Here is a 15247-nt window from a genome sequence, read left to right on the forward strand (position 1 = left end):
GGTATACTATCAAGTAAGAAATCAAGGGAACAATTAGGGAGAAACTATGAGTAAACAAGACTTAATCCTGTTATATGGTGGACGTAGTGCAGAACGTGAAGTATCTGTTCTTTCAGCAGAAAGCGTGATGCGCGCGATTGATTACCAAGCATTTTCGGTTCAAACCTATTTTATTACGCAGTCAGGAGATTTCATCCAGACGCAAGCTTTTGAAGAGAAGCCAGCGGATGATGAGAAATTGATGACCAACGATACAGTGGACTGGTCTAAAAAAGTCGCACCATCAGCGATTTACAAGGAAGGAGCAGTGGTCTTTCCAGTGCTTCATGGACCGATGGGAGAAGATGGTTCCATCCAAGGCTTCTTAGAAGTCTTGAAAATGCCTTATGTCGGCTGTGGCATCTTGGCTTCTAGTGTCGCGATGGACAAGATCACGACCAAACGGGTCTTGGAGTCTGCAGGGATTCCACAAGTTCCTTATGTAGCTGTAGTGGAAGGCGATGACGTGGATGAGAAAATTGCTGCAATTGAAGCTACTCTCTCTTATCCTGTCTTTACTAAACCATCCAATATGGGTTCTAGCGTAGGGATTTCAAAATCTGAAAACCAAACTGAACTTCGGACTGCTCTTGAATTGGCCTTCAAATACGATAGCCGTGTCTTGGTAGAACAAGGGGTCAATGCGCGTGAGATCGAAGTTGGGCTCCTTGGAAACTATGATGTGAAAAGTACCTTTCCAGGTGAAGTTGTCAAAGATGTGGCCTTCTATGATTACGATGCCAAATACATCGATAACAAAATTACCATGGCGATTCCAGCTCAATTGGACCCTGAGGTTGTGAAAATCATGCAAACCAACGCAGAAAAAGCCTTTCGTGCGATCGGTGGACTTGGCTTGGCGCGTTGTGATTTCTTCTATACGGATAAAGGAGAGATCTTCTTAAATGAGCTCAATACCATGCCAGGATTTACCCAATGGTCTATGTATCCCTTGCTTTGGGACAATATGGCACTCAACTATACAGATTTGATCACCAAGTTAGTAGAGCTTGGAAAAGAAGTCTTCCAAAAACACGAAGCGCATTTGTTGTAAGAAAGAGGCCACCGCTGGGTGGCTTTTTTTGTGATCGAGAATATGGTATAATGAGAAGAATTTGATAGGAGCGTCCAAATCTTAGAGGACGTTACGGAGAACTGAGGAGTCGGATATGAATCTCACATTACATGAAGTTGCTCATCTAGTACATGCAAAAAATGATATCAGCCAATTTGAAGATGTGGCCCTCGTCAGGCCTGAATTTGACAGCCGTTTGATTGGGCCTGGAGACCTTTTTGTTCCGTTAAAGGGAGCGCGTGATGGTCATGATTTCATCGAGACCGCTTTTGAAAATGGAGCCGTAGCCACTTTTTCAGAGAAAGTGATTGAAGGCCACCCTTATATTTTGGTGGAAGATGTTTTGAGCGCATTTCAAATATTGGCTGCAGCCTATCTTCAAAAGACAAAAGTGGATGTTTTTGCAGTAACGGGGTCAAATGGTAAAACAACCACAAAAGATATGTTGGCACAGCTTTTGTCCACTACCTACCTGACCTATAAAACACAGGGAAACTATAATAATGAAATTGGTCTTCCTTATACAGTTCTCCATATGCCAGAAGGGACAGACAAACTGGTCCTTGAAATGGGGCAAGACCATCTAGGAGATATCCATCTCTTGTCAGAGCTGGCGCATCCAAAAGCTGCTATTGTCACCTTGATTGGGGAAGCCCATTTGGAATTCTTCAAAGATCGAAGTGAGATCGCAAAAGGAAAACTGCAGATTGCGGACGGGATGGCAGAAGGTGGCCTTCTGGTAGTTCCGGCTGATCCAATCGTCGATGCCTACCTTCCTGAAAAGCAAACAGTCGTCCGCTTTGGTCCAGACGAGGAGATTTTTATTACCGAGTTAATCGAGCGAAAGGATAGCTTAACCTTCCGAGCGAATTTCTTAGAAGAAGCGATTGATCTTCCGGTAACAGGAAAATACAATGCGACCAATGCTATGATTGCAGCTTATGTTGCCTTGAAAGAAGGAGTGAGTGAAGCTGCGATTCGTGATAGTTTTGAAACCTTGCAATTAACGCGCAACCGCACAGAATGGAAGAAGGCCAGTAACGGAGCGGATATCCTATCCGATGTCTACAATGCCAATCCAACGGCTATGCGCCTAATCTTAGAAACTTTCTCGACTATTCCTGCTAATCTAAATGGTCGAAAATTAGCCGTCCTGGCAGATATGAAAGAACTAGGGGAGCAATCTATTGATCTGCACAACCAAATGATTCTCAGCCTCTCGCCAGATGTCTTGGATACGGTTATTTTCTACGGCCAAGACATTGCGGGATTGGCTCAGTTAGCGAGTCAGATGTTCCCACTCGGACATGTCTATTATTTCAAGAAGACCGCTGAGGAAGATCAGTTTGAGGACATGGTCAAACAAGTCAAGGAAAGCTTGAAAGAGCAAGACCAAATCCTTATCAAGGGAAGCAATTCCATGAATTTGGCAAAATTGGTAGAGGAATTGGAGAATGGTAAGTAATAATGTACTGAAGGACATTCAGCGCTTGATTTCAATCACCAATACAGGCTTAGCATTCTCAAAAGATCCATTTGATCAAGAGCGCTACCAGGATATTCGTGAAATTTTACAGGATCTTGTGAGAGAAACGACTGATCTGAATTCACAAGAATTATCGGATTTGTTTCGACCGACAAACTATTATGACACCCCCTTAATTGATGTTAGGGCTTGGATTGTCAAAGATAGAAAACTTTGTCTGGTGAAAGGTCAGGGAGAAGAGACCTGGGCTTTGCCGGGTGGTTTTGGTGAGGTTGGCTATTCTCCGACGGAAAACATTTTAAAGGAAATCCAAGAAGAAACGGGCTATTTAGCACGTGTCAATCGCTTGTTGGCAGTATTTGATACCAATCGCTACCAATTGCAAAGCCGCCAATATGTGAAATTGGTATTTGAATGTGAATTGCTGGATGGAAGTTTTCAACAGAATCAGGAAATTTCTGATCTTGCATTTTTTGAGAGAGAAAAAATACCTGCTCTTTCTACCAAGCGCAATACAGAAGAACAATTGAACTTCCTTTGGGAGGTCTATGATGGGAAACGAGATTTGTATTGTGATTAAAAACGATCTATAAATTAAAGGAATGTGAAAATGACACTTTGGGATTTATTGTTTACGAACCAAAAATCAGCCCCGCCTGAGTTTGGACTCTGGTATTTTTTCCTACCAGCTTCCTTGTTGGTGGTTGGCTACTTTTCTATCAAATATGCACAGTCTAAAAGCTACCAGCGCTTTTGGTATTGGGCACAGTTGATCCAAGTTTTGACCATCAATGCTTGGTATATTCTCGCCCACATGCCTTTGACAGATAATTTGCCTTTTTATCATTGTCGCTTGGCCATGCTTGCGATCCTCTTTGCACCTAGAGGGACCTATATCAAGCAATATTTTGCCTTATTGGGAGTTCTAGGATCCATTGCCGCCTTGGTGTATCCGGCCTTTGATCCCTTCCCATTCCCCCATATCACCGTACTCAATCTGATTTTTAGTCACTGGGCCTTGTTTGCCAATAGTTTGATTTACCTGCAGGATTTTTATCAGTCGGAAAAACAAGACAGCCTACGAATTGTTAAGATCACTTTTGGAATGAATGCAGTCATCTTTTTGGTCAACCTTTTGACCAGTGGAGATTACGGCTTCTTAAAGCGTCCACCAATCATTGGAGACCACGGTGCTCTTTTGAACTACCTCTTGGTCAGCATCGTGATGGTAGCTGGTATTTGCTTGGTCAATCAACGCTATAAATACAAATACAAGATGGTCGAAGAGAGTATTGTTTCGCGTTCAGAATAAAAAAGCAGATAAGGGAAAGAAATCATGGCACTTTGGGACTTATTTTTCACTAGTCAACCAACGGCTCCTCCTCAATTGGGGGTCTGGTATTTCTTATTGCCGACTTCTTTGGTAGTGGTGGGAGTTCTGTCCGTTCGATTTGCTCACTCTAAAGGCTATCAAAACTTTTGGTATTGGGGGCAATTGATTCAGTTGCTCATTATCAACTCTTGGTATCTAGCAGCTCGCTTGCCTTTTTCAGAGAGTCTTCCCTTCTATCATAGCCGGATGGCCATGTGGATTATCCTTTTGGCCCCCAAGGGAAGCTTCAAGCAATATTTTGCCCTCGTGGGAGTCTTTGGTTCCATTATGGCCTTGGTTCATCCTGTATTTTATCCCTACCCTTTTCCTCATGTTTCCTCGATCAACAATGTCTTTGGTCACTGGGCTCTCTTGGCCAACTGTTTGATCTATCTGGTTCAATCCTACCAGGTGGAAGAAGGGGCTGTTTGGAAAATCTGTCAGATGACGTTTGGGATCAATGCCATTATTCAGCTTGCGAATCTCGCAACAGGTGGAAACTACGGCTTTATGCGTCGGCCTCCTGTGATCGGTGACCATGGCCTTGTGCTCAACTATTTCATCGTGACAGTTCTCATGACGGGGACACTGATTTTCATCAATACGATCGTTCAGTACAGTAAGAAAAGAAGAATACCTAAATCTGTTTAAATAAGGAGATTTTATGCATCATTTTTTCACTACAGAATCAACAGCACCACCAGCAATCTCAGCACTTTGGTATAGTGTGATGGTCTTGTTCGTTGTGACAGCGATTATGATGTCACTTCGCTATTATCAGAATGAGCAATTTCGCAAATGCTTTCAATACTTACAAGGCTTCCAGTTAATTTGCTTGTATCTTTGGTATTTTGCCTACCACATTCCTTGGTCCAATAGCTTACCATTTTATCATTGCCGTTTGGCCATGTTTGCGGTCTTGTTTTTACCAGACCGCTGGAAAAGTAAACAGTTCTTTGCCTTGATGGGAGTGAGTGGAGCCATCTTTGCCTTGGGTTATCCAGTCTTTGATCCCTATACTTTCCCTCATATTACAAGCTTTTCTTTCCTCCTCGGACATTACTGTCTTTTAATCAATTCCTTGATTTATCTCTTGAGATGGTATGATCGAAACCTCTTAAAAAATAGACAGATTGTTCTCTATACCTTTGCCTTAGATTTATTCCTGGTTGGAGTCAATCAATTGACGGGAGGAAATTATGGCTTGATGGCCCGCCCTCCGATTATGAGAGGGGATAAGGTGTGGCTCAACTATCTGGTTGTATCCAGTATTTTAGCTCTTGCTTTATTACTCTTTAATCAGTTCTTCAGTCGCAGAAGTGAGCGGGTGAAAGTGAGAAAATAACAAGTAGGAAGGTTGGGACATCTCGGTCTCAACCCTGTTTTATATTAAAGGAGAATATATGAAGCGTTTCTTGCTAATGATTTCCCTCATTTGGAGTTTAGTTTGTACAATCACGATCGCACATGCAGATGATGAAGTTCGCTATTCTATTGAATCCTATGAAGGACACCTCCAATTGCAGGAAGATAGCCAAGCAACATTTACACAAGAGATTACCTATCAGTTTCAGACAGGCTATCATGGTCAATATGTGACCCTAGGAAGCGCAGATCCTCTTCCAAAAGGGTTTAAGATTCATCGTCATCCTGAGGTGGAAGCCTATGTGGATGGGGAAAAACGTGAGATTCGTGTAGAGGAGACAGACCTGGAAGATGGTCGGCAATTAAAAATATACAATGCCCGTATCGTCGGAGGAACGGTCAAGATCAAAGTAAAATGGAAGATTGATCATCTCTTGACTTTCTACAAGGATATTGCAGAACTGAATTGGTTTCCTATTTCAGATGGAGATGAGAAAGTCGCGAAATTAGATTTTTATGTAGATGGCTTGGATGCCAAGCAGGGAAAACTGTATGCCCATACTGGTTACTTTAATCCACCAGCCCAAGTCGAACGGACTGCAACTGGTTATCATATTTGGACAAAGGATTTTCCAAAAAATGGAAAGCTCGAACTACATGCCTATTGGCCAATGACAGATGCCTTACGACAGTCCCAATCGAGTCATATTCAAAAAGAAAATAGAAAAGATGCATTTCTCAAAAAAGAAAAATCCATTGAACAAAAAACATTCTTTTATCGGACCCTTCTACTCAAGGTTGTTCCAATTGTATCGATTCTTTTATTTATCTTAGCTTTCATTCCCTGGATCCGGTATTTTATCAGTACCAGAACTCGTCGGATTGCAAAAGGAGTACGATTATACGAACCACCACAGAATTTACCTCCTCTTGTCCTAGCTAAGGCACTGTATCAACTTGATTTTGAACGGATGGTGATGTCTAGAGAGAAGGGGCAACTAAAATTTAATCATCTCATCCAGGCAACCATGTTAGATCTTATTGATCGAGGAAATCTTCGGTTGACTAGGGATGAAAATGGGGAAACCTTGACCTGTCTCCATTATGAAGGCTTGGCTGATTTTGAATTGAAGTTTATTGAAATGATCTTTGATCAAGAATCTCAAATCAATATCAGTGAAGTATTTTCAAGGTATAAAATCGACAAAGTAGCCCTAAAAAAAGACTTTCGAGCTGCTAAATCAGACACCCAACGAGACCGTATTCGAAAGGTCGGAAATGACGTTCAATCACTGTTAAAAAAAGATGCCCAGCAATTGTCAAAAGGGGTAGAGAAGGAGATTGCGAAATTAGGATTGCCTTCTTATTTTAGAGACTTATCTGAAAAAGAAGAAGCTTTTTCAAAAACAGGCTGTGCCTTACATTTTTGGCTCTTACTGATCTTATTTGTGAGCATGTGTTTCTTATCTTTTGGATTTGGTTCCCACCTATCTTCCTTCTATTTTTGGGTGATTGTATTGTTGGTCGTTCTCTTCATTCCATTTTATATTCTTGTGAAAATTCGCGAAGAACATCTCCAATCCTTAGAAAACTTGGATTCACAATTCCAATGGATGGCCTTTCGAAATATGATCGAAAGTATTCCAAATTTCAACCAAGCAGAACTTGAGAGTGTCATCCTATGGAATCGTATCCTAGTCTATGCAACTATGTATGGTCAAGCTAAAAAAGTGAGTCAGGTACTCAAAAATCATCAGATTTCCTTACCATATGAGGATTGGGATGCTGTTGTTTGGATAACGACCTCTTCAAATTCCTTCCTAGACGGCTCTACCTTGATGAGTTATGCAGATGATTCCTATAGCGTTTCAAGCTTCTCTACTAACTCCTCAGATGGCAGTGGCGGTTTTGACGGCGGTGGCTTTTCTGATGGTGGCGGTGGCGGAGGATTTGGTGCCTTTTGATAGCCGTGAAAAGAAGACTAGAATCTACGGATTTCGGTCTTTCTTTTTGCTCTCAAAGAAGAATCATCGTTGAAAAAAGTGCCTATTTTCGCTATAATAGGACAGATAGAGAAATTGAGGAGAAATCCGATGTAGAGATGAATTTGTAAATTTATCAGAAAATAAAAAGAGAAAGAATTAGGAACATGAACGTACAAGAAGAAATTAAAAAACGCCGTACCTTTGCCATCATCTCCCACCCGGATGCTGGTAAAACGACGATTACAGAGCAGTTGCTCTACTTTGGGGGAGAGATTCGGGAAGCCGGTACTGTAAAAGGAAAGAAAACAGGAAACTTTGCTAAATCTGACTGGATGGATATCGAGAAGCAACGTGGGATTTCAGTAACCTCATCTGTTATGCAGTTCGACTATGATGGCAAACGGGTCAATATCCTTGATACGCCAGGGCACGAGGACTTCTCTGAAGATACTTATCGGACTTTGATGGCGGTGGATGCTGCGGTCATGGTAGTAGACTCTGCCAAGGGGATTGAGGCTCAAACCAAGAAATTGTTTGAGGTTGTCAAACACCGTGGCATTCCAGTCTTTACTTTTATGAACAAGCTGGATCGGGATGGACGTGAGCCACTGGATCTCTTGCAAGAATTAGAAGAAGTCTTAGGCATCGCCAGTTACCCGATGAACTGGCCGATTGGGATGGGGAAAGCCTTTGAGGGACTCTATGACCTTTATAACCAACGTTTGGAACTCTACAAAGGTGATGAGCGTTTTGCTAGTCTAGAAGATGGAGACAAGCTTTTTGCTAACAACCCTTTCTACGAGCAAGTAAAAGACGATATCGAACTCTTGCAAGAAGCTGGAAATGAATTCTCAGAAGAAGCCATCCTTGCAGGTGAATTGACTCCCGTCTTCTTCGGATCCGCTTTGACGAACTTTGGGGTGCAGACTTTCTTGGAAACCTTCCTCAAGTTTGCTCCGGAGCCACACGGCCACAAGAAGACAGATGGAGAACTTGTCGATCCTTATGACAAGGATTTCTCAGGCTTTGTCTTTAAAATCCAAGCCAATATGGATCCTCGTCACCGCGACCGGATCGCCTTTGTGCGGATCGTATCTGGCGAATTTGAGCGTGGGATGAGTGTCAACCTGCCTCGTACTGGTAAGGGTGCTAAGTTATCTAACGTGACTCAATTTATGGCCGAAAGCCGTGAAAATGTCAGCAATGCTGTAGCAGGAGACATCATCGGGGTTTACGATACCGGGACTTATCAGGTTGGAGATACTTTGACAGTGGGCAAAAACAAGTTTGAATTTGAACCACTGCCAACCTTTACGCCTGAAATCTTCATGAAAGTGTCAGCTAAGAACGTCATGAAGCAAAAATCCTTCCACAAAGGGATTGAGCAATTGGTGCAAGAAGGGGCTATTCAGCTCTATACCAACTACCAAACAGGTGAATACATGCTTGGTGCTGTTGGTCAACTTCAGTTTGAAGTCTTTAAGCACCGGATGGAAAATGAATACAATGCCGAAGTGGTCATGAGCCCAATGGGTAAAAAGACCGTTCGCTGGATCAAACCAGAAGACTTAGATGAGCGCATGTCTTCAAGCCGAAATATCTTGGCGAAGGACCGCTTTGACCAACCTGTCTTCCTCTTTGAAAACGACTTTGCCCTCCGCTGGTTTGCGGATAAGTATCCAGACGTTGAGCTGGAAGAAAAGATGGGGTAAGGAACTTTTCAAAACTGATCCATAACAAAAAAATAAGAAAACGAAAATCTATCCGTTTTCGCTTTTAAAGGAGAAATGATGGGATTATTAAGTGGTTTGATGGGCAATGCCTCTCAAAAAAATGTTGATAAAGTAGAAAGAGATCTGGAAGATATCTTGGTGCCGGGAGAGCAAGTCACACTTGCTTTTAGCTTGATTCGTGATTTAATCGTCTTTACAGAGTTTCGTTTGATCTTGGTGGATAAGCAAGGAGTAACAGGAAAGAAAACGTCCTACAAATCCCTTCCTTATCGCTCGATCTCTCGATTTTCAGTCGAAACTTCCGGTCATTTTGATTTGGATGCCGAATTAAAAATCTGGGTCTCTTCTGCAGTCGAGCCTTCAGAAGTTTTACAATTCAAGAGTGACAGCAGCGTCATTGAAATCCAGCAAGCATTAGCCAGTGCAGTTTTTAAATAAAAATATCATTTTGATAGAGAACAGTTGAGAAAGGAGACGGAATGTTTATCGAAAAACAATTGGGTCAAGATCGGAAATGGATCAATATCGACTCGGATATGATTGCTGAAAACTCATATCTTTATAAAAAATACGAGATTGACAAAGAAACCATTGAGTACGCGATGGATAAGAACGAACGTGCCCATATGGATTATAATCGAGAAAACGGTACGATCACATTTATCTACAATGTATTGGATTTAGAAAAGGACAAGGAATACTACGAAACCATCCCTATGACCTTTATCGTTCAAGATACGCGACTCGTGACCATCAGTAACCAGGACAATGCCTATATCATTGAACAAATGGTTCGCTATTTGGAAAGCCATGGGGAGTTGTCGATCTATAAGTTGCTTTTTGCAGGTCTTGAAATGATCAGTAATGCTTATTATCCGATTATTGATCGCTTAGATAAGCACAAGGATGAACTCAATCGTTTGCTTCGAAAGACAACGACGACCAAGAATCTTTATGCCCTGTCTGACCTTGAGACCGGTATGGTGTATCTGGTCGCAGCAGCCAAGCAAAATCGGATGTTGCTAGAACATATTAAAGCGCATGCCATTTATCGCAGGATGAATGATGTTGAAAAAGAGCAGTTTGATGATGCCATGATCGAAGCGCGTCAGTTGGCTTCGATGACTGAGTTGATTTCCAATGTCTTGCAACAGTTGTCAGGATCTTACAACAATATCCTAAACAACAACTTGAATGACAACTTGACAACCCTAACCATCTTTGAAGCCTTGTTGGCGGTTTTAGCCGTTATCACCGGTTTCTTTGGAATGAATATCCCTCTTCCTATGACAAAGGATCCCAATGCTTGGATTTATGTATCCGTATGTAGCTTTATATTATGGCTCATTTTGGGAAAGGTTATGCGGTGGATTGTGAAACAAAGATAAAAAAGAGGCTTGGAGAAATCCGAGCCTCTTCGTATCTAGAATAATCTGAGAAATAGGAACCATCTAGACACCTGCCCTCCTCTCCAAAGAAGGGGCAGTGTGAATAGTTCATTGACTGTACAAAATCTTCTTGGAAATAGTAGGAGTAGATTTAATAGTACTGAGTGGTTCTAAATAAATCAGAACGTAGAATAAATCGTTGAATCAGATAAAATGATCCTATTTCTTTATACAGAAATATTTTAGATACTAACTGTATTATACATATTTATTTGTAAAAACGCAAGAACTACCAAAAAAAGTTTTTCCGAAGTTTTTATACTCCTATTTAAAGGGATTCTTGAACGGTGTCAGAAGAAAGTCAGCTAAATCTAGGGGAAACTGCCCTCTTGACTATTTTCAAGTTTTTAAAAATTTTTCCTAAAAAATAAAATTATTCTCCTTTGACTATCATTTGGTCGTCCATTGTGTTATACTAGATAAGTTGCAAACTTGTATGAGAGAAATGCTGGTGAGATGGAACAATTAGAAAAGGAATGTTGGTCAATCTCCCACAAGGAGGATCTTGGTGTCTTTTCGTTTGGAAAACGACTTTAATCAACCAAATCCGCTAGTGCGAAAACATTTTTCGCAGAAGGGAATTCCATAAAAAAACGATTGGGTTTTCCTTTAGATGAGTCTTGCGACAGGTAACCGGGAAGGAGACTTCCTATGCAATCAGTGCGTTTTCGCATTGAAAAGAAGTGTGATAAAGTGGCTTCGCACCACTTTTTAGAAAGAAGAAAGAATTGAAATTCAATGAATTTAACTTATCTGCTGAATTATTAGCAGAAATTGAAAAAGCTGGCTTTGTAGAAGCGAGCCCGATCCAGGAACAAACCATTCCTTTAGCCCTTGAAGGCAAAGATGTTATAGGTCAAGCGCAAACAGGGACCGGTAAAACGGCTGCTTTCGGTCTTCCAACTTTGGAGAAGATTGATGTCGATAACACAGTAATTCAAGCCCTTGTTATTGCCCCAACGCGTGAATTGGCGGTTCAAAGTCAGGAAGAACTCTTCCGCTTTGGACGTAGTAAGGGTGTCAAAGTTCGCTCTGTCTATGGTGGATCGAGCATTGAAAAGCAAATCAAAGCCTTGAAGTCAGGCGCTCACATCGTTGTGGGAACACCTGGCCGTTTGCTTGATTTGATCAAGCGCAAGGCCTTGAAACTCGATCATATTGAAACCTTGATCTTGGATGAAGCAGATGAAATGCTCAACATGGGCTTTTTGGAAGATATCGAAGCTATCATTAGCCGTGTTCCAGAAACACGTCAAACCTTGCTCTTTTCAGCAACGATGCCAGAAGCCATCAAACGCATTGGTGTTCAGTTTATGCAAGAGCCCGAACACGTTAAGATCGCAGCCAAAGAATTGACTACCGACTTGGTCGATCAATACTATATTCGTGTCAAAGAAGGCGAAAAGTTTGATACCATGACTCGATTGATGGATGTCGAGCAACCGGAGCTTGCCATTGTCTTTGGTCGGACTAAACGCCGGGTCGATGAATTGACGCGTGGCTTGAAGATCCGTGGTTTCCGAGCAGAAGGGATTCACGGAGATTTGGATCAAAACAAACGTCTTCGTGTACTTCGTGACTTTAAAAATGGGAACTTGGACGTCTTGGTGGCAACGGACGTTGCGGCGCGTGGTTTGGACATTTCAGGTGTGACCCATGTCTACAACTACGATATTCCACAAGATCCAGAAAGCTATGTTCACCGGATCGGACGGACAGGTCGTGCTGGGAAAACAGGGCAATCCATTACCTTTGTTTCGCCAAATGAAATGGGCTATTTGCAAATCATTGAGAACTTGACTAAAAAGCGGATGAAGGGAATGAAACCTGCAACAGCAGCAGAAGCCTTCCAAGCGAAAAAACAAGTAGCGCTGAAGAAAATTGAGCGAGACTTTGAGGATGAAAAAATCCGAACTAACTTCGAGAAGTTTGGTAAGGATGCTCGCAAATTGGCTGCAGAATTCACTCCTGAAGAATTGGCTATGTATATCTTAAGCTTGACCGTTCAAGATCCAGATAGTCTTCCAGAAGTTGAAATTGCGCGTGAAAAACCATTGCCATTTAAACCATCCGGTGGTGGCTTTGGTGGGAAAGGCAAAGGGGGCCGTGGAAATGGCCGTCGTGGAGACCAACGCCGTGATCGAAATCGCAGAGATGACCGTGAAGGTGGACGCCGTGATTTCAAACGAAAGTCCAATAAAAATAGCCGAGACTTTGAGGGCAAAGGTAATAAACGTCCTCATCGCACTTCCAATGAAAAGAAAAATGGCTTTGTCATCCGCAATAAAGGGGATAAATAAGTCCGAAGGAACGGTCTATTGCTAGACCGTTTTTTTATATGAAAAATAAAAAATACAAGGGTTAACCAGCTGTTAACCCTTGTATATTTATAAGGAGACCTAAATGATAACTGACTCTTTTAGAAAAAATGTATCATGATAAGGAGCATCCAAAAAAGTCAGACAACAGAAAGAATGGATTCCTAAAATGGGATATTTCTGTTAACATATTAAGTCTACAATTATTTCCAAGCCTTGTCAAGGATTTTTTCTTATTTTTTTAAAATTTTTGACTAGAAAAATAAAAATTGACAATCTCTTCTAAAAGGTTATAATGAATATAATAACTATACTAATTAAAAAGAGGTGTCGCCCATGGTGATTGCATTAAAAAATGATGATCTAGAAGTACAATTTAAGACATTTGGTGGGGAATTGAGCTCCATTCGAAGTAAGGAAGGCATAGAATATCTCTGGCAGGGGGATCCAGAGTATTGGTCAGGACAAGCGCCGGTTCTGTTTCCGATTTGCGGGAGTGTTCGTAATGGCCAAGTACAGTATCATCTAAAAGATGGAGTGAAGACAGGCCAGCTTCCAAGACACGGCCTCATTCGCAAGAGAGAGTTTGAACTCAAAGAACAAACAGACCATCGTCTTGTCTTTGAAATCACCTCTAACGACGAGAGCTTACAAAATTATCCCTACCATTTTCGAGTGGAAATCGATTATGAATTGAAAGGGAAAGAGATCACCATCACGTATCGCGTGCAAAATTTAGAGTCAGATCAAGTCATGCCTTATTTCATTGGAGGGCATCCAGCCTTTCGTTGTCCCCTTTTAGCAGATGAAGACTATGAAGACTACGAGTTGATTTTTGAAAAAGAAGAAAGCTGTAGCGTTCCTCTCTTGTTCACAGAAACCGGTTTGGTTGATCGCCTGCAGCGGACGCCATTTTTAGACCATAGCCGTAGCCTACCTTTGCGCCATGAACTGTTTGAAAAAGACGCCATTATTTTAGATCAGTTAGCCTCTAAATCTGTGCAGCTCCTCTCGAAAAAATCTGGTAAAGGTTTGGAATTTGCCTTTGCAGATTTTGAGAATCTCGTCCTTTGGTCTACCAATAACAAGGGGCCTTTCATTGCCTTGGAGCCTTGGACGGGTATTTCCACATCTGCAGAAGAGGGCGATTTCTTCGAAGATAAAAAAGGTGTGATCCAGTTGGCTCCTCAAGAAACACGGAGTCACCAGTACCGTATCACCATTTTGTAAATGAAAAACCGTTGGACTATGGAGTCCGACGGTTCTTTTTGATATAGTTTAGCTTTGCTTGGCGCGATTTCTTTTTAAAGAGAGACTCGGCAGACATAGCAGAGGGTTTATCTGGATAGGATTCTTGGTAAAGAAGTTTAACGGGGAGGCGAGCCCGTGTGTATTTGGCGCCTTTTCCAGCATTGTGAGTCTTTAGGCGTTTTTCGACATCTGTGGTGTAGCCAGTGTAGAGGGAGCCATCCGCACACTCTAGGACATACATGTAAGCCTTAGTTTCCATAGTAGATCTCATGAATCTCGTCTGTATAGCTGCCGTCTTCATTGTGAATAAAGAGGGGAGGCAGAATTTTTAAACCATCCAGTGAGCCATCTTTGATCGCCTCAATCAATAACATATTCGCCTCTTTGGTCACTTTGGGATAGACAAACTGGATCCGCTTAGGTGCAAGATTGTAACGCTTCATGGTTTCGATGATATCTAAAAAGCGATCTGGACGATGGACCATCGCTAAGCGACCATTTGATTTGAGAACTCGCTGGGCCACATGGCAAATCTCATCTAAATTGGTGGTAATTTCATGCCGAGCTAAGAGGTAGTGTTCACTCTCATTGAGATTGGAATGCTCATCTACCTTGAAATAAGGAGGATTGCAGAGGATAATATCCACCTTACTCCCCCCGATATGTTGAGGCAAATGCTTGAGGTCATCGGTGATCATGGACATTTGCTGGTTCAAGCCATTGAGATCAATGGAGCGGGTTGCCATATCCGCTAGACGTTCCTGTATTTCGACACCAATGATCTGGGACTCTGTACGAGTACTCGCAAAAAGTCCCACGGCCCCATTTCCAGCGCAGAGATCTACGATCAAGCCCCGCTTGGGCAATTTTGGAAAGCGCGAGAGCAGGACGCTATCCACGGAGTAACTAAAGACTTCCCGATTTTGTATGATTTTCACATCACTTGAAAAGAGTTGATTGACGCGCTCGCCGTCTTTTAATTCGATATCTGTCATGGCTCTATTATAGCATGAAAAGAAGCTTGGGGAAAGATCGATAAAACATAAAAAGAGGCTGGAACAAAAGTCCTAGCCTCTCAATTATTTTTGGATTGTCGATCAAGACGCAGTGGTTGAGTGGGCTCTACTACGCTGATTTCATCAGCTTTTACAGCCCTACTCAACTGTGCGGAGGTG

At 42.0% G+C, this 15247-nt stretch carries 14 protein-coding genes; 12 read left to right on the forward strand and 2 right to left on the reverse strand.

Translation table 11 applies throughout. The features are described from left to right. Nucleotides 1–46: 46 nt before the first annotated feature. From H7T97_RS03110 to H7T97_RS03165, 12 genes are all read left to right on the forward strand, one after another. On the forward strand, nt 47–1093 hold the full coding sequence (locus H7T97_RS03110; protein ID WP_201089376.1) for a D-alanine--D-alanine ligase: 1047 nt from the start codon (nt 47–49) through the stop codon (nt 1091–1093). 115 nt (nt 1094–1208) lie between these two features. Then, nucleotides 1209–2579, forward strand: coding sequence for a UDP-N-acetylmuramoyl-tripeptide--D-alanyl-D-alanine ligase (locus H7T97_RS03115; RefSeq protein ID WP_201089377.1), 1371 nt, complete (start codon nt 1209–1211; stop codon nt 2577–2579). Then, nucleotides 2569–3180 (forward strand): NUDIX hydrolase, encoded by a 612-nt coding sequence (locus H7T97_RS03120; RefSeq protein ID WP_201089379.1) that lies wholly within the window; start codon nt 2569–2571, stop codon nt 3178–3180. Before H7T97_RS03115 ends, H7T97_RS03120 begins: the two co-directional genes overlap by 11 nt. A 30-nt stretch (nt 3181–3210) precedes the next feature. Beyond that, nucleotides 3211–3912, forward strand: a complete 702-nt coding sequence (locus H7T97_RS03125; protein ID WP_201089381.1) for a YwaF family protein — start codon at nt 3211–3213, stop codon at nt 3910–3912. Nucleotides 3913–3936: 24 nt separating this feature from the next. Next, on the forward strand, nt 3937–4623 hold the full coding sequence (locus tag H7T97_RS03130) for a YwaF family protein (RefSeq protein ID WP_201089383.1): 687 nt from the start codon (nt 3937–3939) through the stop codon (nt 4621–4623). Between the two features lie 13 nt (nt 4624–4636). Continuing rightward, nucleotides 4637–5317, forward strand: coding sequence for a YwaF family protein (locus tag H7T97_RS03135; protein WP_195529399.1), 681 nt, complete (start codon nt 4637–4639; stop codon nt 5315–5317). A 58-nt stretch (nt 5318–5375) separates the two neighbouring features. Next, nucleotides 5376–7301 (forward strand): DUF2207 domain-containing protein, encoded by a 1926-nt coding sequence (locus tag H7T97_RS03140; protein WP_195529400.1) that lies wholly within the window; start codon nt 5376–5378, stop codon nt 7299–7301. Between the two features lie 185 nt (nt 7302–7486). After that, nucleotides 7487–9034 carry a peptide chain release factor 3 gene (locus H7T97_RS03145; RefSeq protein WP_023917622.1) on the forward strand — a complete coding sequence of 516 codons (1548 nt, stop codon included), beginning with the start codon at nt 7487–7489 and terminating at the stop codon, nt 9032–9034. A gap of 78 nt (nt 9035–9112) precedes the next feature. Beyond that, on the forward strand, nt 9113–9493 hold the full coding sequence (locus H7T97_RS03150) for a PH domain-containing protein (RefSeq protein ID WP_004219989.1): 381 nt from the start codon (nt 9113–9115) through the stop codon (nt 9491–9493). 41 nt (nt 9494–9534) lie between these two features. Then, entirely contained in the window at nt 9535–10443 is a 909-nt protein-coding gene (locus H7T97_RS03155) for a magnesium transporter CorA family protein (RefSeq protein WP_003006305.1), read from the forward strand. A gap of 788 nt (nt 10444–11231) precedes the next feature. Then, nucleotides 11232–12803: a DEAD/DEAH box helicase gene (locus tag H7T97_RS03160; protein ID WP_201089385.1), complete on the forward strand. Its 1572-nt coding sequence runs from the start codon at nt 11232–11234 to the stop codon at nt 12801–12803. 354 nt (nt 12804–13157) lie between these two features. After that, nucleotides 13158–14051, forward strand: a complete 894-nt coding sequence (locus H7T97_RS03165) for an aldose 1-epimerase family protein (RefSeq protein ID WP_155199424.1) — start codon at nt 13158–13160, stop codon at nt 14049–14051. Nucleotides 14052–14067: 16 nt separating this feature from the next. Here the strand turns inward: H7T97_RS03165 and H7T97_RS03170 are convergent, their stop codons facing one another. After that, nucleotides 14068–14331 carry a GIY-YIG nuclease family protein gene (locus tag H7T97_RS03170; RefSeq protein WP_045759230.1) on the reverse strand — a complete coding sequence of 88 codons (264 nt, stop codon included), beginning with the start codon at nt 14329–14331 and terminating at the stop codon, nt 14068–14070. After that, on the reverse strand, nt 14321–15067 hold the full coding sequence (locus H7T97_RS03175) for a tRNA1(Val) (adenine(37)-N6)-methyltransferase (RefSeq protein ID WP_045759231.1): 747 nt from the start codon (nt 15065–15067) through the stop codon (nt 14321–14323). The genes H7T97_RS03170 and H7T97_RS03175 overlap by 11 nt, the downstream gene beginning before the upstream one ends. Between the last annotated feature and the right edge of the window lie 180 nt (nt 15068–15247).

It is taken from the genome of Streptococcus parasanguinis (assembly GCF_016648925.1).
In the GTDB taxonomy this organism is placed as follows: Bacteria; Bacillota; Bacilli; order Lactobacillales; family Streptococcaceae; genus Streptococcus.

Excerpts from the sequence above, each read along its gene's own strand:
- H7T97_RS03135 (WP_195529399.1), top strand. The coding sequence starts at position 4,637 with ATGCATCATTTTTTCACTACAGAATCAACAGCACCACCAGCAATCTCA.
- H7T97_RS03170 (WP_045759230.1), bottom strand. The coding sequence starts at position 14,331 with ATGGAAACTAAGGCTTACATGTATGTCCTAGAGTGTGCGGATGGCTCC.
- H7T97_RS03145 (WP_023917622.1), top strand. The coding sequence starts at position 7,487 with ATGAACGTACAAGAAGAAATTAAAAAACGCCGTACCTTTGCCATCATC.
- H7T97_RS03130 (WP_201089383.1), top strand. The coding sequence starts at position 3,937 with ATGGCACTTTGGGACTTATTTTTCACTAGTCAACCAACGGCTCCTCCT.
- H7T97_RS03150 (WP_004219989.1), top strand. The coding sequence starts at position 9,113 with ATGGGATTATTAAGTGGTTTGATGGGCAATGCCTCTCAAAAAAATGTT.
- H7T97_RS03110 (WP_201089376.1), top strand. The coding sequence starts at position 47 with ATGAGTAAACAAGACTTAATCCTGTTATATGGTGGACGTAGTGCAGAA.
- H7T97_RS03165 (WP_155199424.1), top strand. The coding sequence starts at position 13,158 with ATGGTGATTGCATTAAAAAATGATGATCTAGAAGTACAATTTAAGACA.
- H7T97_RS03140 (WP_195529400.1), top strand. The coding sequence starts at position 5,376 with ATGAAGCGTTTCTTGCTAATGATTTCCCTCATTTGGAGTTTAGTTTGT.
- H7T97_RS03175 (WP_045759231.1), bottom strand. The coding sequence starts at position 15,067 with ATGACAGATATCGAATTAAAAGACGGCGAGCGCGTCAATCAACTCTTT.
- H7T97_RS03155 (WP_003006305.1), top strand. The coding sequence starts at position 9,535 with ATGTTTATCGAAAAACAATTGGGTCAAGATCGGAAATGGATCAATATC.
- H7T97_RS03115 (WP_201089377.1), top strand. The coding sequence starts at position 1,209 with ATGAATCTCACATTACATGAAGTTGCTCATCTAGTACATGCAAAAAAT.
- H7T97_RS03120 (WP_201089379.1), top strand. The coding sequence starts at position 2,569 with ATGGTAAGTAATAATGTACTGAAGGACATTCAGCGCTTGATTTCAATC.
- H7T97_RS03125 (WP_201089381.1), top strand. The coding sequence starts at position 3,211 with ATGACACTTTGGGATTTATTGTTTACGAACCAAAAATCAGCCCCGCCT.